The sequence below is a fragment of the Bdellovibrio sp. genome (assembly GCF_047637665.1).
In the GTDB taxonomy this organism is placed as follows: Bacteria; Bdellovibrionota; Bdellovibrionia; order Bdellovibrionales; family Bdellovibrionaceae; genus Bdellovibrio.
In genome coordinates this window covers 226,675-245,511 of record NZ_JBLJBT010000026.1, presented here as the reverse complement: position 1 = coordinate 245,511, position 18,837 = coordinate 226,675, and the positions used below count along the sequence as shown (strand labels likewise).

The window sequence follows — 18,837 nt, the reverse complement described above, 5'->3', positions numbered from 1 at the left end:
ATGTGCATTTTAGGTTTTTAAGGTCCCGCGCGCGAACATCTCTTCCAGATATTGAGCCGCAGAGTCCTGCGTTCGCATATAGTAATAAGCCCGCAAGATCCCCTGCTCTTCTTCGCTCAAAGAGGCATTCGTTCCTCGGCGCTTCAAACGATCCTGAGAAATATGATAAAGACTGAGGGCTCCGGCGACGGAGATGTTGAAACTCTGTACAAAGCCCGTCATCGGAATGATGATGCGCTCATCGGCGGCATCAATCATCTCACGACTGACTCCATCCTTTTCATTCCCCAAAACTAAAGCCGTCTTTCCAGAAAAATCAATTTCGTGCAAAGGCTTGGATTTTTCATCCAAATGAGTGACACAGATTTTGTAACCTTGATCCTTCAAGGCCTTCACACATTCAGAGGTCTTTTTCCACTTTTTGACTTCCACCCACTTATCAGCGCCTTGGGTGACTCGGTTGGCTTCTTTGAATTTTTCTTGGGTCTCGATGACTTGGAAATTTCCAAAACCCAAACCCTCGGCACTGCGCATGACCGCAGAAATATTTCCGCGGTCATAGATCCCCTCTAACACCACGGCGGTGTCAAAATTGCGCAAGGACACGACCCGCTCGATTTTTTGGCGACGCTCATCTGTCAGCAAAGGCCCAATCTTCTCAAGAACAAGCTGGTAATGAACTTTTAAACTGGCGTTGATCTCAAGCTCGGGCCCATAGGGAAACATCGTTACCTCAATTCAGAACAGGACTACTTATACAATGACTCAGGATTTTTAGCCAAATCACGAGTGATGTTCTTCTGGTGGGCTTCTAAAGTTCCGCCGCCGATTTCAAGAAGTTTGGCGTCTCTCCACAGTCTTTCAACAACGTACTCGCCCACATAACCATAACCACCCAAAACTTGGATCGCACGGTCGGCGATATTTTTACCCATAGTCGTCGCCACCAGCTTCACGCCATCAGAATCCAAACGGTTTCCTTCTTTGTTCAAATCCATGCGACGAGCGGTTTCGTAAACATAAGCCCGTGCCGCTTTGTATTCCGCATAGCTGTCAGCGATATAACGCTGGATTTGACCGAAGTGATTCAGTGATTTTCCAAAGGCTTCTCTCTCAGTCGCATAGCGATTCATGATCTCAATTGAACGACGAGCAATTCCCAAACTTTGTGCCGCCAAAGTCAAACGTTCGATCTCAAGATTTCTCATCATGTGCAACATCGAGTCACCTTCGTGACCGACAAGATTGGCTGCAGGAACATGACAATCTTGGAACACCAGCTCTGCCGTATTAGAGCCACGCATGCCCAGCTTGTCTTTGATCTTTTGTCCAACCTCAAAACCTTTGTGGTCCTTTTCAACGATGAAAGTAGAGACCATCGCGCGACCCTGTTTTTCTCCGGTCTTTGCGTAAACTAAAACGAGATCACAAGGCGTGTTGTTTTCATCAACCGTTCCGTTGGTGATCCACATTTTGCGACCATTAAGAACGTATTCATTGCCTTTTTTATCCGCGCGAGTTTGCATGCCCAAAACATCCGTACCGACGGCCGGCTCTGACATCGCCATAGCCCCCACCCACTCACCAGAACAAAGTTTTGGTAAAACACGGTGACGTTGTTCATCACTTCCATTCACCGCGATGTTGTTCACACAAAGCATGGAGTGGGCCAAGTATGCCAAACAAAAACCAGGATCTGAGGCCGACATCTCTTCGTGCACAATGGCTGCCGCCGTCGCATCCATTCCCGCTCCCCCGAATTCTTCCGGAACGGTAATTCCTAATAAACCCAACTCTCCCACTTTCTTGAAAAGGGCCAAGTTGAATTTTTCACTGCGATCATATTCATGAGCCTGGGGTTCGATTTCAGCTTCTGTAAAAGACTTCACTGTTTCGCGCAGCATGGCGTGTTCAGGGGTTGGATTATAGAGATCAAACTCTTTCCAGTTGAATGACATAAAAGAGACTCCTTGGGGTTCAAACCGGGTAATTGCTCAACGCGTGAATCTATTTAGAGAGTGCTCCGGGGGCAAGGGTTTGGCCACGATAATGCGTCGCGTACATGTCAATTAACACCCCCAAGAGGGAAGACCCTGGACGCAGATCCAGACCTCGCTTAACTTGAGGTCTACGACATGGAGATCTCTCACAATGAAAGCCTCAGTTTTAGGCATCGGCACGGAACTCACTGACGGGCAAATCGTCAATAAAAACGCCTCTTGGATTTCGAAAAAATTAAAGGCCCTCGGGCTCTCGACGGTCACTCATTTGGTTGTCCCCGATGAACGACGTTTGATGCGCGAAGGAGTGGAATTTTGCGCCGGGAAAAGTGACCTGATCTTTATCACCGGAGGGCTCGGCCCCACGTCCGATGACTTCACTCGCGAGGTGGTCACTGAGTGGGTCGGCGTCCCTTTGAAGTTCGATGAAACCTCCTGGCAACACGTCACCACTCGCCTGCTCTCGCGCGGTTATGTGGTGAAGGACATTCAACGGCAACAATGTTATTTTCCCGAGGGGGCGACCATTTTGTTTAACTCTCAAGGGACAGCCAACGCGTTTTATCTCGAAGCGCACGGGAAGAAAGTTTTTGTCTTGCCAGGCCCTCCTCGCGAAATCGAAGCTGTCTGGGAAGGATATATTGTGGAATGGCTGAAAAAGAACACGACACACCTGGACCCTTACATCACGCGCATGTGGGACACTTTAGGTGTTGGTGAATCCGACGTGGCCGTCATTGTCGAGGACACCCTGAAAGACGTCACAGTTGAAAAAGGTTATCGCGTGCATCTTCCTTATGTGGAGGTCAAACTTTCCTATTTTAGGTCTCAAGAAAAGGAGATGGCTCCAGCTATTGAGAAGCTGACGGAGGCTTTGGCTTTTTGCACCATCTCCCGCGACGGAACCGATGCCGCAGAACTTTTCGCCGAACGCTTAAAAAGTATCAGTTCTCTTTGTGTGATTGACGAAGTCACCGGGCAATTCCTGATGAATCGCCTCATGCCGGTGTTGCGCGGATTTATGACCGATCAAACCTGGAGCTTTTCAAAATCACGGCTTGTGAAAAGTCCCGCCGAAGTGCACTTGCACATTTTGCCTAAGGACGAACACTCCTGCGAAGTCAGTCTTGAATACAAAGGACGCAAGTTGAAGGACTTGGTGACGACTCCCTACACGACCTTGAACATGCGCGAACGCCGTCATCAATACTTTGCCGAGATGGCCTTGATTTTCTGGCTTAAAAATCTCTAGGTTCAGACAGAGTGATGGTTGAGAAATGAGCGTGATCTTTGAGGATCTCGACAGCATTTCTCAACCAAAAGTAAGGACTTACTTATTTCGGTTTGAGGTTGAGGTTCTTAAAGGCGTCCCCAAGAGAACCAAAACCGCTGGCGGAAGTCGTGTGTGACTTCCAACTTGTGTCTTCAGCTTCGTGCGGAAGCCCCAAAGAGATCTTCTTTTCTTCAAAAAGAATTTGATCCACTTGCACAGTCACTTCATCACCACGTTTTTTGTTTTCATATTGAGCCGCTTCGACAGAATCCCGCCATTTGGATTTTGGCAAAAGACCTGTCACTCCAGGAGCAATGTTGACGAAAAGACCGTAGGTCTCCTTCTTTTCCACTTTCCCTTTTACGACCGTTCCCACCGGGAACTTTTGAGGGACTGACAGCCAAGGATTGCCTTCGCCATCGGCCTGTTTCAATGACAATGAAATCTTCAGCTTGCCGTCGATTTCTTCGGTTTTCAAAAGTTTCACGGTCACGTTCTGACCTAAAGAGACGATCTCATGAGGATCATTCACGCGCGACCACGCCAACTCAGAAACGTGGATCAAACCTTCAATTCCTGGTTCAAGTTCAACGAAAGCACCAAAACGCTCTAGGCGCATCACTTTACCTTCAAGCACCGCTCCCGGTTGATGTTTCAACATGAACGTGCCTTCATTTTCTGCCCGTTGCAGTTCCAACAAACGACGACGAGACACCACGATGTTACGGCCTTTGCTGTCAAACTGCGTGATCAAGAACTCAAATTTTCGTCCAACATATTCCGTCGCATCTTGAGCAAACTTCAAATCAATCTGACTGATGGGGCAAAAGGCGGTCTTGCCTTGAACGCTAACGCGGAAACCACCATTGCAGGTCTCAGTCACACGGCCTTCTACCGGAAGCTCCATATCAAAGGCATCTTCCAAAGAATCTGTCGTCGCCGCCAAAGATCCTTTTTTTGCAAGGCGAATCTCGCCCCCTTTGATCGCCGTCACCACACAATCAATGATGTCGCCGACTTTGTATTTCACTTGTTTGTTTTCATCCAAAAGATCACGAGTGAAAATCATTCCGTCCACAGGGGTGCCGGTCGCAATAAACGCCTCTTCTTTCCCAATCGAAAGAATCTCCCCTTGCAGTTGATCGCCAACACTCAAACGACGATCCATGCTCTTTTCAGACTGAGCAAACATTTCTTCAAAACTTGCGAAGTCCTTGGACTCCTGAACATCATCACCAAAAATATCTTTCTTAGACATAAATTCTTTTCCTTAATGAAAAACCAGCAAACTCACACCCAGAGGCTTCGAGTCGAAAGAGAATACCCTGTTCAAAGCGCCAAGGAAAGATGATTTACGAACAGCCGACCGTGGTCCCGCAATTAGGACAGCGATAGCAGCCACTAGTAAGCACCGTGTCGCTGCCACACTCAGGACATTTCATGGTGAAATTGGAAGCAGGACTTTCCTCCTCCTTCTGAGCTTTATGCATATTCAGAGGCTGACTCTGCTTACTGCCATCTCGATACACAGCGACAGCCTTGAGGCCGAGCTTCCAAGCCATATGGTAGATCCGCCCAATATCCTCTTCCGTGGCTGAATTAGGTAAGTTCACCGTCTTAGAAATGGCCCCGCTTATAAAAGGCTGCACCGCCGCCATCATTTTCACATGGCTTTCCGGCGACAGCACACGCTGCCCCGATCCCCCTGTGGCACAATCAAAAACCGCCAGGTCTTCCTCGTGAAATTCGGGACATCCCTCCACGGTATTATGATCTTCGACGTATTTCAAAATCGCCGTGATCTCCTCTTGGGAGTATTCGAGTGCCCGCAAAGCCGGAGCCACCGATTGATTGACAATCTGAACCTCCCCGCCACCGGCCAGCTTCTTAAACTTGATCAATGAAAAATCGGGTTCAATGCCCGTCGTATCACAATCCATCAACAAACCGATCGTTCCCGTCGGCGCGATCACCGTGGCCTGGGCATTACGGAAACCATGTTTGGCTCCATTATAAAGAACACCCTTCCAAAGATTCTTCACCGCTTTATCGAGCCCCTCGGGAAGATACGACCAACTGATTTTTTTAAGGGCTTGTTCGTGCATCTTCATGACCTTCAACATGGAAGAACGATTTTTCTTATAGCCGACAAACGAGCCTTTCGCGCGTGCGACTTCCGCACTGGTCAAATAGGCCACACCAGTCAATAAGGCCGTCAAAGCGCCCGCCCAAGCACGCCCCTCGTCACTGTCATAGGCAATCCCTTTTTGCATCAAAAGACTTCCCAGATTCGCAAACCCCAGTCCCAACGGGCGATAGTCATGGGAATTCTGCGCAATTTTCTGAGTGGGATAGCTTGAATAGTCGACCAATATTTCTTGCGCCACAAACAAGGTTCGAGCCGTGTGAATGAAGGATTCAAAATCGAAACTGCCGTCTTCCGTCAAAAACTTGACCAGATTGATCGAGGACAAATTGCAAGCGGAGTCATCCAAAAACATGTATTCAGAACAAGGATTGCTAGAGTGAATTTCATCCGTTTTCGCGCATGTATGCCACTTGTTAATGGTGTCGTGGAATTGCACTCCCGGATCCGCACAAACCCACGCAGCGTGAGTGATCTTCTTCCAGACTTCTCGCGCCGGAAGCTCGCGCAGAACTTTTCCGGTTAGACGCGCTTTGAGTTTCCACGGAGCTTCTTTTTCCACCGCCTTCATAAAAGCATCACTTAAACGGACCGAGTTGTTGGCGTTTTGCCCTGACACGGTTTTATAAGCTTCACCTTCAAACTCAGGGCTTAAGCCCGCCGCAATCAGCAGATGAGCTTTTCTTTCCTCGCGCATTTTCCAATCGATAAAGTCCAAAACCTCGGGATGGTCGATATCGACGACCACCATCTTCGCCGCGCGCCGAGTGGTTCCTCCGGACTTGATAGCCCCCGCCCCTTTATCCAAAACTTCCAAAAAGGAAATCAGTCCTGAACTGGTGCCTCCGGCGCTGGTCAATTCATAACGGCTGCGAATTTTTGAAAAATTACTTCCCGTGCCTGAACCATATTTAAAAAGTTTCGCTTCTGTTTTGGCGAGGTCAAAAATTCCTTCGATCGAATCATCCACGCTTTGAATAAAACACGCCGAACATTGAGGGCGTTCATAGGCGTTGTGCGTGGCTTGAATGCTCCTCTTGGTTTCATTCCAGGCAAAGTGTTCACTGGGGGAATTGATCTTATAGGATTCCCACAGTCCTGCATTAAACCACACCGGACTGTTAAAGGCTCCGCGCTGAGAAAGTAAAATATATTGAAGCTCTTTGGCAAAGATGTCGGCCGCTTTTTTATTTGCGAAATACCCACCTTGTCGCAAGGAGGACGCGGTGATGGCCTTCACCACGCGAGCAATGAGTTGTCGCACTGACTTCTCGTGTTTGCTCTGAGGGACACCGACCTTGCGGAAGTACTTGCTCGCAGCAATATCAATCGCCAGTTGCGACCACGCCGCCGGTGCCTCCACATTTTTCATTTCAAAAAAGATATGCCCTTCGCGATTGCGAATCTCGCAATCGACCTTCTTCCACTGAAATATCGCTTCGGGATTTTTCCCAGGTGCCACAAAATAGGACGGACTGTGCAAAGAATATTTTTTCATGCAAACATTGTAAATGTTTGCATGGGATCCGCCAAGCCAGGCGCTGCTTGTCTTAGGTCCAGTGGGGTTAAGCCTCAGTAATCTAAATTAAGTTCAGTAAAGGTTTCTTGTTTGACTTCAACAAACAACCGTTAAGAGGGGGATCTAGATACCAAAACCTTTTAGACAAGGGTGAATATGCAGCAAGCGACGATGAATAAGTCCCTGTTGATAATCAAAGCCTCTACCGGAGGACTTGGCGCCGTGGAAGGTTTCCTGCGAAACCGAGACTGGAAAGTCAAAGCCACCACTAATCTCAAAGAGGCTTTGATTTATTTAGTTCAAGAACATCCCCAATTTGTCATGGTCGCCATAGACCACCCCAATCGAAAAATTCGCAATCTTCCAAAAATTCTGGCGCAGGCCTTTCCCGTTTGTGTGATCGCCTTCTCGGAAAACTCCTCGGCCGCCTCTTACAACTTGCTCAGCACCTGCGCGACAGAATATCTTCTTTATCCTCCAGTCACCGGGCCCGCCGTCGAAAGAACCGTCAACAAATACTACAAGGATCAACAAACGCGCGGCCTCGATCCTCATCGCGAACGCGGCTCCCTTTCCTCCTCTGAAGAGGGCACCATTTCTATCAAGGGAGGTTTACAAAATGCGCAAAGTATAATTGCGCACATGCTGGGCGAAGACTCTTCCGGCTTCGGCGTTGTTACGGCCGATAAAACCCAAGACCCCGGCATGGCGAGACAGGGCCTCGGCGCCGGAACGTCGTTAAATCCGCTTCTAGATCAAGAGGACTCTCGTCCCTTATCTTCTCACTACCAGCGCTCGGAAAAGCAGGACTCCCCGGGATGGCAACCGGTGACAAAAGCAGAAAGAAAAAACAAAGAACGCCCCGGCCCCGAGCAACCGGACGAAGACACTTCCCTCGCCAAAAAAGATTCTATTATTCTTCGCGGAACCAAAGAGGCTTTGGAAAAATCCTGTTCCCTCGGTTCTGAAACAGCACCTGCTCAGGCGATTGAACAATCTTCTAACATCGCTTGTATCGTGATTGAGTCCTCGAGATTTTCTGGCTACCTCATCACCGCCATGGGAAATAACAAAACTTTGGACAGTGCCTTTATGCAAAAGATTCGCGAGCGCCTTTATCGCTTTCTTCGCGAAAACGGCGAAGAAGTCAAAGAGGGCGACTCCATGGATCTCAAAATCAAAGAGGTCCCCTTTGAAGATTGGGCCTTGGACTATGCTGAGTTTTTAAAAAAATCCATTCACGAAGGCAACGAAGTGGCGATGGCTTTCTTCCCGCGGACTGACATAAAAGCTTCTTACGGGGAATCCCACGCCGAAGAAATGGCCTCGATCAAAATTGAAGAACTGGCCGAAAATGTTTCGGTGGAGTTTAACGTTTATATTCATTTGCCTCGAAACAATAAGTACGTTCTTTACACTCCTCGTGGTGGAGTTTTTTACGGCACTCAGAAAGAGCGCCTTTTAAACCAAGGGGTCGCCAAGCTTCACATTCTCAAAGAGGATCTCAAAGACCTAGACAAATACCGAGCGCAAAACTTCCTCAATGACAAAGTGGAAGAATTCGAAGCCAAAGAACGCGCCAAGGAACCGGCTTAACCCCACGGGTCACGTTTCGGAGTTGACGCGCAGGCTGTGTCGGGATTAGCTCAGGGCCTATGGAAACGAGCTCCGAACGCCCTATGGGAACAAGCCAACAACAAGACAAAGCCATCTATCTTGATTACAACGCCACAACCCCTGTGGACCCTCAAGTCTTTCAGGCCATGGAGCCCTACTTCAAAGAACATTTTGGAAACCCTGCCAGTGCCGGTCATCGTTGGGGTTGGGTGGCAGAGTCTGCCGTCACCAAAGCCCGCGCTCAGGTCGCCAGCGCAATTGGCGCAAAATCCTCGGAGATCACTTTTACCGGAGGAGCCACGGAATCCAACAACTGGGTTCTTTTTGGATTGATCTCAAAAATTCGCGAAGAAAATCCTTATGAGCCAATTCACTTCATCACCAGTTGTGTAGAACATAGCTCTATTATGAAAGCCATGGGCGCCGTTCAAAAAATGGGGGTTGAGGTCGATTTCCTTCCCGTGAATCGCTATGGCCAAGTAGAAATCGAGACGGTTCGCAAGGCCCTCAAGCCGCACACCAAGCTGATGAGTTTTATTTGGGTGAACAATGAAATTGGCACGATCAATCCCATTGCAGAAATTGCTCGTCTGGCCAAAGAAGCAAAAATTTATTTGCACACCGATGCCACGCAAGCCGTGGGCAAAATTCCAGTCGACGTGACTGAGATGGGCATTGATCTGATGTCTTTTTCGGCTCACAAGATCTATGGCCCCAAAGGAACTGGCGCTCTTTACATGCGCTCCAAAGATCCCAAAGTGCAAATCAATCCCTTGATTTATGGCGGTGGCCAAGAGCGTGGTTTACGTTCTGGCACGCTGAATGTCCCGGCCATCGCCGGCTTCGGAGTCGCCGCCGAGATCTGTCAAAAAAATCTGCCTCTTGAAAATCAAAGAATGACAGAGCTTCGTAATTTCTTGTGGAGCCACTTGCAAGCCGCCATCCCGGGAATTCGCCTGAATGGACACCCCACCGAAAGAGCGCCGAACAATCTCAACATCACCTTACCTGGTCACAAGACCGAAATGCTGATCCCTCGCCTTCAAAAAATGGGCGTCAGCACCGGATCTGCTTGCGGCACCGGAGCCATGGTCATCAGCCATGTTCTGACCGGGATCGGCTTGACGAGCGAAGAGGCGCAATGCTCTTTGCGCTTAAGCTTGGGACGCTGGACAACCCAAGAGGACCTCACGCAGGCCGTCGAAATTCTCAAAGGGGCATGGTAAAAAACCCCTGTCTTTTTAATATCTTACACTATCAACCCCTGGGGTAGATTTCATTCTCCCCAAGGAACCCGAAGCGTGTTATACTTTTTTGACAATCATCTTTGAACATCGGGGTCTCTATGATTCAAATTTCACCGGAAGCGGCACAAAAGATTGCCGCCTTAAAAAAAGAAGAAGGAAAAGGCGAAGGTGCTTTTCTGCGCGTGGAAGTGAAGAAAGGCGGCTGCTCGGGGCTTTCTTATAAGATGAATTTTGAAACAGCTCCTCGTGACGGGGATAAGTTTTTTGAATCTCACGGACAAAAAGTCGCCGTCGATCCACAAAGCATGCTTTACATTTTGGGTATGACGTTAGAATACTCTGGCGGACTTAACGGTAAAGGGTTTGTGTTCAACAATCCCAATGCTTCAAAACATTGTGGTTGCGGTTCCAGCTTTAACGTCTAGATCAAATTCTTTAAAAAAACCCACTCATATCATACTGAAATCATCTCAACATCCTCGACAACCATTGAAGGAAGATGGCGATCCATGTAGTATTGCCTCTGACTGAAAAATCGCAGGAAGTGTCTTTTAATGAAAAAAAAGATCCGTGTTCGTCTGAAACCCTACATTCAATACAAATTCATCAACTCTGTTTTCACAGGGCTTTCTACGGGCGCGGTCTTTGTTATCTACGGGATTCTCCAACCCTCCGTCTTTTCCATCGGAGGATTGATCCTCTCTTTTGGAATTCTTCTGGTGTCGAAGTACTACAGTTCTTTGATGAGACTTCGCGCCTATTATTGGACTACGATCGCCACAGAAGTCATTGTTCTTCTTGCCGTCTTTCTTATTCTGCTGATTCCTAAAAGTGAGTTCCTCGCGTTAGCGTACTATTCTCTTTTAAATTTGATATTTGTCTTCGGCACTTATCTCATGCGCTTTGAATCGACTCTTTTTAAAAAGAACAGGGCTTTAACAGCAATTGATTCCGCCAAACAAATCGGGAATCTTTTGGGATTGGCTCTGAGTTGGTTGTTTTATGAATCTTTAAGACTGCTGGGCCCAAATGTGGAAGCCGATAGATCCTGGGATCAAATCTACAAACTGCATTGGATTTTGGTGATCGTACAACTGCTCACTTTACTGCTTTGCCTGAAGTCTTTTAGAATGCTCGTCCGTAAAGCCTAGGCGACCACTCTATATCAATTCGATTCAAACTCATCCCTTGAGCTCGAATATGCCTCGAGTTCATATTCATTGCGCAATAGTCATTTAAGAGAATTCCGATCTGCACCGAATAGTCTTATATGAAGTCTAAACCCGGTACGTTCTTTTTTAGACTCTCCTTGGCCACGGCCCTATTGCCGTTCGCCCTCGGATGCTCATTAGATCTCGACATCAAAAAAGCCGCCGTCTTTGATATGCTCATTGATGAAACTGAAGTTCCGTCCTTAGCAAAAGGGCATGATCTGGCCGCCATTAAATGGTCGATCACCTCGGGAACCCATCTGCCATTGTATAGCATTGCCCTGGAGGTCTCCGTCGATGACGGCGAAACATGGCTCACAGTGGATGATAAAGTCTCTTCTGCAAGTACCTACAATTGGTCTTTTCCAACAGGTGTTGACGGCGTTTATTTGGCGCGCTTGCGGGCAACGACCGGTGATGGTGACAAAATATTCCCTCTAAAGCCTATCATCGTTGATAACACCGCCCCCGTTACGGGAGGAGCGCAACTGATCAACACCTTGGAGGATCAGGGCCAAAGTTTTCAAATCAACCCAGCGACTGATCTTCACGGGGTCTTTTATGAAATTGTCGCTCCTCCTGAACATGGCGTTCTCACCGGGTGTACATCCGGTGATGACACACGCGACTGTCATTATGCTCCCGAAGCTCACTTCTATGGAGTCGACCACCTGACCTATCGAACGCGAGATCAATTGGGAAATTATTCTGCTCCGGTCACTCTCAATCTGGCCGTCGCTGCGGTTCCCGACACGCCCATCATCTCAACACTGAGTTGTCCTCTGTTGGCACCTGAAGGCAGTGCCTATTATTGCAAGATCACCGCTATTGATTTTGATCCTACAGACACACTTTCTTATTCTCTAGCGCCCGACAACTCGTGCACCTGGGCCAGTGTGAATATCAACACCGGGGAAGTGAGCGGAACTCCCCTGAACAACCAAGTCGGAAGTTGCACTTTGGCAATTCAAGTCTATGACCAGACGGGACTGAATACGGCCTGGTCTTACCCCGTGACCGCGACCAATATGATTCCCACCTTAAGTATTTCAAACATTCAGAATCTCACCGAAGATGCCGGCGAACAGGTCGTCGTTGCGGCGACCAACGTGGTTTCAGATGCCGAGGGACTGGGTGGAACTTACTCTCTTTTGACTGCGTCGACAAACGATTGCGCCACTTCTGGCACGGTCAGCATTGATTCGACGACGGGAGAAGTTCGCATGAATCCGTCCACGAACTTTTTTGGTGTCTGCAAATTGAATATTCAAATGGATGATGGTTTTGGTGAAAGTAAGTCCCAAGAGATTTCTGTAACAGTCAATAACGTCAATGATGCTCCCACTATTGTCAGTGCCCTGTGTGGAAACTCCATCAATCAAGATGAAGCCTTCTTCTGCAGTGTGCTCACATCCGATGTCGATGGCGATTCTCTGACCCTGCTCTTGGATTCTACCAACACCTGTTCTTGGGTTTGGGTTGCAGGCGCGAGTTCTCTGCAAGGCACCCCCGGGGACTCGAACGTCGGCTCGTGCACTCTGGCATTTAAAGTTTTTGATGGCGCCCTTTATTCGAATGTGGATGCTCGCTCCTTCACTGTCGTCAATGTTCAACCCACTTTAGGTATTACGGTGACTCCCTCCATTCAAGAAGATGGAGGAGTTCAAACCATTGCTTCTGATAGTGAAGTCCAGGCCAGCGAAGAAGGGCAAGGCCTCTACGCCTTTGCGCATGCAACAACCACGGCCCCTCGCTGCGTTGACTATGGAACATTGTCTTTGAACTCAAGTACTGGTCAGGTCAGCTTTGATCCCGCCGCCAATTATTTTGGAACTTGTTTTGTCAAAATAGAATTTGATGATGGCAACTCTGTAAACAACACAGCCACCAGTGAATTCCCCGTTGTCGTGAACGCCGTCAATGATGCGCCTTCTTTAACAGCCCTTCCTTCGACTCAAAATCTTTATCATATTCAGACGATCTCAAACTTGTCGGCCACAGCCAGCACGGGGCCTGCCAACGAAGCTTCTCAGACATTATCCTGGGCACAATGCTCTAGCAGCAATCCCTCCCGACTGAGTGTGACCTGCGGGGCTTTTACTGGCACGACCGCTCCGATCAGCATCACCTCGACGGCCGGGGTCAGCACCACCGTCACAGTCACTTTGCAAGTGCAGGACAGTGGAGGTGGTACTGACACCAGTGCCGTTCAAACTTTCACGGTCTACGTCCACGAAGCGGTGATTTTAAATATCACTTCAAGTCTTGCGAACTATAATATCTATACGGCAGCGGGCTCTCCATCGGTCGCGAACAATTTTATTGTCACGATTTCTTCCGGAGTGATTGTTTATGGCTCAACTGCCAGCGTTCCCGCCCTGAGCAGTGGTAATTTACCCGCAGGTTCGGTCGTGCGGATTGTGAATAACGGCTACATCTATGGAGCTGGAGGAAAAGGCGGCAATGCTGGAGGCTCCTATTACGCGAGCGAAGTCGGACAAGATGGCGGGGCTGCGATTTCCACCTCTGTGCCCATCTATATCGACAACACCAATGGCTACATTTTCGGCGGCGGCGGTGGAGGTGCCGGTGGCACTCAGTGTGGAACTACCAATATTCTTGCCTGTGGTGGAAGTGGTGGCGGAGGTCGCGGTTATGCTGCGGGAGCCGCAGGAATTTTAGGCGGCTGCTACTCGGGGGCGAACTATCCTAATGGAAGCTCTGGGGGCGCGGGCTCCTTTTCGGGACCCGGTGGCGGTGGCGGCGGTGCCAGCAGTGGCGTCTATCCAAATCAATGGGCTGGAGGTGTTTGCTATTCCGGAGCCGGTGGTGCTGGGGGTGAGTGGGGATCTGCCGGTGGGACCGCTGGAAATAGTTATCTTTATGGAGGGCTTCAATACTATGGAAACGCCGGAGGAGCTGCCGGAAAGGCCGTTCAACTCAATGGCAATACTGTGAATTGGATCGGCGGAAACAATGCGACTCAGGTGAAGGGTCCGGTGCAATAATATGAAAATACTCATGTCTAATATGAAGTGTGTTTTCATTTCAAAGTGCGAACTCAAGAGAGAGCCCTCCGATTCCGATATATAAACATATGAAATTATCCGGGGCGTTCTTGCTTGCTTTAGTCATTCTATGGGTGTCAGGCTGTACACTGACTGCCGATATCTTCAGTCAAGACTCCGCAAAGCTCACCGTCGTCTTTGTCTCTCCCAATAAACTCACCTACACCAAAGAACAAACCAAAGAAGTCAAATGGCAACCCGTTATTTCCGGGGTCGGCGGCGTCGAAAAACTCGCCGTCAAAGACTATCAGGTAGACCTCTTTGAGGGCTCCCAATGCAAGGGTGTCCTGCTAGAATCCCAGGAAACTCCAAATGAAAGTTATACGATCCAAAATATGACTCACGAAAAAGTCTATTCTGTCTCGGTGACGCCGATGACGACGCTTGGAGAGTTCCCAGCGGTTTGCTCAGAACGAATCATCGCAGACCAAGCAGCTCCGGCCTCCCCAACGCTGGCAGCTCCTCCGGTCAACGGATTGGTAGGACAAAAAGAGCTCAACTTTATTTGGGAAACCTCGCAAGACGATGGCGCTGGTTTAGACCCAAATGAGCCCTACATTTTAACTCTCTATGAAGGAAGCAACTGCGCGGGGACCGTACTAAAAGTAACATCTCAAAAAGAAACCTCCTTCCACGCAGAGAATCTGCAGGATGGAAAGACGTACTCTTTGAAGGTGGCCTCTAAGGATATTGCTGGCAACCTCAGCAATACAACTTGCTCTGCGAGCATGGAGGTGGACTCGCGAATTCCTGCAATGGAGTTGTCAGACCCCTCTTCAAGAAATCCCGATGATGTCTCAAAAAATCAAAATGTTTCTGTGAGCATCACAAACGCGAATTCTGCCGCCTACTATTGCTTCACTGAAGATCTCAATTTCTTACCCACCACAACCGGCGATGTCTGCCCCGCCGGGATCGGCGGAATGAATGGCTGGAGCAATACAGTTCCAGCCCAACTCACACTATCCAATGGGGACGGCACAAAGAATCTACAAATCTGGATTGCCGACAGCAATGGTATTGTGATCACACCCCACCCCGGTGTCTACTCGATAAACTTAGACACGACCGCCCCCGCCAATTTCTCGGTGATCGGAATTGGGGGTGGCTCAGACCTGACCTTTGATGATTGGCTGCGCACGACACTCACTCCTACGGTCAAATGGACCTCTTCAACAGATGCTTACGAATACTCTCTTACAATTAAGAGTGCCGATCTTCAGCAGACAGTCTGCCCCGAGATCCGTGTGCCCGCCCCCTCTCTTGAAAAGGAACTCATCGGTTGCCAACTTGAAGATCAAAAAAGCTATGTTCTTCAGATGAGTGCGATTGATTATGCCGGAAATGCGACAACATCCGCCGACTTCACATTTACGACAAACAATGTTCCCCCGGGGATTTTCAATATTTTAGGGGTTAAGGGGGGAGCGGACGTCCTTGCCGACAATTGGTTGGGCACCACAGATCCCGTGGTATCTTGGTCTGCCTCGAATCGATCTGATTTCTATAAACTTCAGATCCTCGACGAGCAGGCCCAAGAGATCTGCTCTCTTCAAGTTGCCAATTCTTCTCAAACGGAATTTGATTATGGTACCTCACCTGGAAGTTGCCAACTCTTCAACGATGGCGCTTCCTATCAAGTTCAAGTGACCGCTCAAGATTTTGCGGGCAACATGACCCACGCCTCCAATCATCCGTTTTTATTTCGCGTGGACAGATCAGCTCCCACTTTAAATATCTCTAACACTCCGGCCCCCCACACCTCACAGACCACCGCCGCATTTTCTGTGACAGCGAATGATATTCTGAGTGGCATTAGTTCTCTTCAATGCCGTTTAGATTCAGGCGCCTCTTCCTCTTGTGCGGATTCTTCTACTTTGAGTGGTCTCACTGAAGGGCTTCATACTTTTACTGCTCGTGCAACGGATCTCACCGGCAATACGCAAGTTGATTCCTACTCTTGGACTGTAGACACGTCCGCTCCGACGGTCAGCATAACACATGCGCCGCCCGCCAATGACAGCTCTGTCTCTGGGCACTTTGTTTTTACATATTCCGACACCTATTCTCCTTTATTGCGCTTTGATTGCACTCTGGACGGAACTGTCGCAACAAATTGTTTATCACCGTTTAACTATGCAGCTCTTTCAGAAGGAGAGCACACCTTCGCGGTAGTGGCTGTCGATGCTGCAAACAATAGCTCTACGGAGGCCACTTACACTTGGAAGGTGGACTTAACATCTCCGACGATCACCCTTCAGTCGGGTCCCAGCGACCCTAGCCACTCCATCTACGATGCAAGTTTTGTATTTACCGTTTCAGACGACCTCAGTGGTGTATCTTCAATAAAATGCCAACTCGATGGTGGCCCCCTCGAAGATTGTATTAGCGGAAAGACTTATACGGGGCTTAGTACCGGAGCTCACTCCTTCCTGCTCAATGCAATCGACAACTCTGGCAACAGTGCTCAACAAAGTTATAGCTGGACGATATATAGCTACACTTGGAAGAGTTCAGCCTGGTCCGCCTGTTCGGCGGCTCAACCCTCGTGGAGTGTTGGTGCCTGGTCGGCTTGTTCTGCTGCCCAACCGGCATATCAGTATGGCGCGTGGGGATCTTGTAGCGTCTCTTGCGGAGGAGGCCTTCGCTATCGTACGGAAACATGCCCCGTGGTTTCAGGAACACAAACTCGTTCCGTCAGTTGTGTCGCCACCAATGGCACACAAACTCGGACTGTCTGGTGTGAGCGAAATGATGGCGTCACTGTCGCGGAGTCCTTTTGTCTTTCGGCGAAACCCAATGATAGTCAGGCTTGCACTCGCACCGATTGTCCAACGCCCACTCCGGACTCGAGCCAATCTTGTCCCCGTGGCGGCGGCACTGATTGCAACAGCAAAATGGCAACGTCGGAAGCCTGTAATACCCAAGCTTGCTGTACAGCCGCCAACAACACGTCAAATATGTGTGCAGGATACACTTACTGTGGAGGTTGTGGTTCTGCAGGTGGGACTTGTGCCAGCGGCAGCTCCGTCCAAATTGGTTGGTGTTCAGATTGTCCTATGATTCCCCAATGTCAATGTAACTAAGAAGTTCGTCTTCTGATCACGACAAACAGGACAACGATCAAAAAAAGTCCGCCAAATGCCAACCACGATGTAAGTCGCAGAGGGGCTTCTTTTTCCAGCAAGGCTTTATTAAAATCAGTAGGCCAGGTTGTTGTTCGATCGTACTCGACCCCCTCGAATGTGACATTTTCAAAGGTCGCCCCCTCCAGGTTGGCCCCCTTGAAGTTCACCTTTTTAAATTGTACATCCTCATAGGTCGACGACTGCATCTGGGCATTTTTAAAATTCACTTCTTCAAAGGATGAATCTTTAATTCGACTTCCCTTCAAATACACATTCTCAAAATTCACCGCTTTGAAGGATGATTCCGAGATGTCCATCCAACTCCACTCCATCTGTGACAGGTTCGAATCTTTGATTTGCGCATGTTTCAAGGAGGCCGCCCACCAATCCGCACCTTGCAAATCCACTTCATTCATTTTGGCGCCCTCTAAAGAGCTCCGGGAAAAAAAGAGCCCCTGCAGATTTTTTCCCGACAATGAAATATCTCGGACGGACTCTTTATGGAAAAATCCACACATCTCCCATTCAGGCTTCATCGTGTAGGCTCTTTGTCCATTGAGGCTGCATTCTCTTTTTGCAATATCAACCTGATACATTAATCCCCCTGCTTCCCACAAAGGGGCTCCCCTTTTTCGTTGAATCCGCGAAAAGCTTCTTTCCCTTTGCAAGCCGCCCTAGGACTTCGAGGCTTCAGAGGGGGTGCGAGAGGCAATAGGCTCTGCTCCAGTAACGTGTGATCTTTGAATATTTCAACTTTCACTTTTTGATCCACTTTGTCGCAGGCCTCTTTTCTGCACTCGCTCAACAGAGATATTTTCACCTGCCATGGACAAGTCTTCGCCACTTGGCAAGGCATCAACACATCCGTCATTTTTCCATCTCGATCCGCCAGGGGTTCCTGCTCTGCCAAGAATAAATTTAACCTCGTCCCCTGAGCGCATCCCGAAGCCCCAAAACAATTGGACTGCTTAAGAGTTTCATAAATGGCCTGTCCAGACAGACTCCAAATTTTGATTTGAGCCAAAAGGTTCTTCGCCTGCAAGGAAGTATTGGGAACATATGGAAAGCTTCCAACTTCAAAACCTGTCATCGGAAGATCCGGTCGAGTCTGCTCTTTGTAAGGATTTAAGTCCTTCACTTTTTGCAGATCTTGCGCCACCGAATCTAAAACACACAGCGGTTCTCCATCAACACTCAATCCCAAAAAGCTATGAGGAGGATTTCTATCCAGACAGTTTTTTCCTTGCCAGGACTGTTGCTTCAAAAAAAGATCCCTTGGAATTCGTAAATAAATAAACTGACTGCGCGGCATATCGCTATTTTTCAACTTCCAAGAAGGATCCCAACTCAATGAGGCGATCAGACCGAGTGTCGATGGAATGCAGGGATACTCCTTGCATAAAGCTTGAGCGGCCGTCCACACCATCCACTGACAATCGGCAGAAGTGGAACAAGCGCGATGTTGATTGTCATAAAGTCCTTGGGCCCAACTGTTAAGAACATCACCTCGAGAATTGCGAACCTCGATATTCTCTGGCAACGAACTCGTGCAGGGATACTCCAAGCAGTGCCGCGTTTTGTAATTCAAATTTACTCTTACGATCCGCTGCAAAACCTCGGGATCCTGA

General features: G+C 48.8%; 13 protein-coding genes. 7 read left to right on the top strand and 6 right to left on the bottom strand.

Going from position 1 to position 18,837, the window contains the following annotated elements:
- Positions 1–9: 9 nt before the first annotated feature.
- Together ACM64D_RS09240 and ACM64D_RS09235 are read right to left on the bottom strand one after the other, a co-directional pair.
- On the bottom strand, positions 10–726 hold the full coding sequence (locus tag ACM64D_RS09240) for a TrmH family RNA methyltransferase (RefSeq protein ID WP_415062920.1): 717 nt from the start codon (positions 724–726) through the stop codon (positions 10–12).
- A gap of 23 nt (positions 727–749) precedes the next feature.
- Positions 750–1,958, bottom strand: a complete 1,209-nt coding sequence (locus ACM64D_RS09235) for an acyl-CoA dehydrogenase family protein (protein ID WP_415062919.1) — start codon at positions 1,956–1,958, stop codon at positions 750–752.
- 193 nt (positions 1,959–2,151) lie between these two features.
- Here ACM64D_RS09235 and ACM64D_RS09230 point away from each other — a divergent pair, with 193 nt between their 5' ends.
- Entirely contained in the window at positions 2,152–3,252 is a 1,101-nt protein-coding gene (locus ACM64D_RS09230) for a competence/damage-inducible protein A (RefSeq protein ID WP_415062918.1), read from the top strand.
- Between the two features lie 82 nt (positions 3,253–3,334).
- Here ACM64D_RS09230 and ACM64D_RS09225 read toward each other — a convergent pair whose 3' ends face one another.
- Complete coding sequence (locus ACM64D_RS09225; protein WP_415062917.1) at positions 3,335–4,531, bottom strand: S1 RNA-binding domain-containing protein; 1,197 nt, start codon at positions 4,529–4,531, stop codon at positions 3,335–3,337.
- Between the two features lie 94 nt (positions 4,532–4,625).
- Positions 4,626–6,917 (bottom strand): vitamin B12-dependent ribonucleotide reductase, encoded by a 2,292-nt coding sequence (locus ACM64D_RS09220; RefSeq protein WP_415062916.1) that lies wholly within the window; start codon positions 6,915–6,917, stop codon positions 4,626–4,628.
- 177 nt (positions 6,918–7,094) lie between these two features.
- Here ACM64D_RS09220 and ACM64D_RS09215 point away from each other — a divergent pair, with 177 nt between their 5' ends.
- The 6 genes from ACM64D_RS09215 (at position 7,095) to ACM64D_RS09190 (ending at position 17,167) form a co-directional block, all read left to right on the top strand.
- On the top strand, positions 7,095–8,534 hold the full coding sequence (locus ACM64D_RS09215; protein WP_415062915.1) for a hypothetical protein: 1,440 nt from the start codon (positions 7,095–7,097) through the stop codon (positions 8,532–8,534).
- A 59-nt stretch (positions 8,535–8,593) separates the two neighbouring features.
- On the top strand, positions 8,594–9,781 hold the full coding sequence (locus ACM64D_RS09210; protein WP_415062914.1) for a cysteine desulfurase family protein: 1,188 nt from the start codon (positions 8,594–8,596) through the stop codon (positions 9,779–9,781).
- Positions 9,782–9,900: 119 nt separating this feature from the next.
- Positions 9,901–10,227 (top strand): HesB/IscA family protein, encoded by a 327-nt coding sequence (locus tag ACM64D_RS09205; protein WP_415062913.1) that lies wholly within the window; start codon positions 9,901–9,903, stop codon positions 10,225–10,227.
- Between the two features lie 129 nt (positions 10,228–10,356).
- The gene (locus ACM64D_RS09200) at positions 10,357–10,953 is read left to right on the top strand and encodes a hypothetical protein (protein ID WP_415062912.1); all 597 of its coding nucleotides are present in this window, start codon (positions 10,357–10,359) and stop codon (positions 10,951–10,953) included.
- A gap of 119 nt (positions 10,954–11,072) precedes the next feature.
- Positions 11,073–14,021 carry a tandem-95 repeat protein gene (locus ACM64D_RS09195; protein ID WP_415062911.1) on the top strand — a complete coding sequence of 983 codons (2,949 nt, stop codon included), beginning with the start codon at positions 11,073–11,075 and terminating at the stop codon, positions 14,019–14,021.
- Positions 14,022–14,110: 89 nt separating this feature from the next.
- Complete coding sequence (locus ACM64D_RS09190; protein WP_415062910.1) at positions 14,111–17,167, top strand: Ig-like domain-containing protein; 3,057 nt, start codon at positions 14,111–14,113, stop codon at positions 17,165–17,167.
- Here the strand turns inward: ACM64D_RS09190 and ACM64D_RS09185 are convergent.
- Both ACM64D_RS09185 and ACM64D_RS09180 read right to left on the bottom strand, forming a co-directional pair.
- Positions 17,164–17,805, bottom strand: a complete 642-nt coding sequence (locus ACM64D_RS09185; protein ID WP_415062909.1) for a pentapeptide repeat-containing protein — start codon at positions 17,803–17,805, stop codon at positions 17,164–17,166. The genes ACM64D_RS09190 and ACM64D_RS09185 overlap by 4 nt on opposite strands.
- Entirely contained in the window at positions 17,805–18,797 is a 993-nt protein-coding gene (locus tag ACM64D_RS09180) for a hypothetical protein (protein ID WP_415062908.1), read from the bottom strand. The genes ACM64D_RS09185 and ACM64D_RS09180 overlap by 1 nt, the downstream gene beginning before the upstream one ends.
- Between the last annotated feature and the right edge of the window lie 40 nt (positions 18,798–18,837).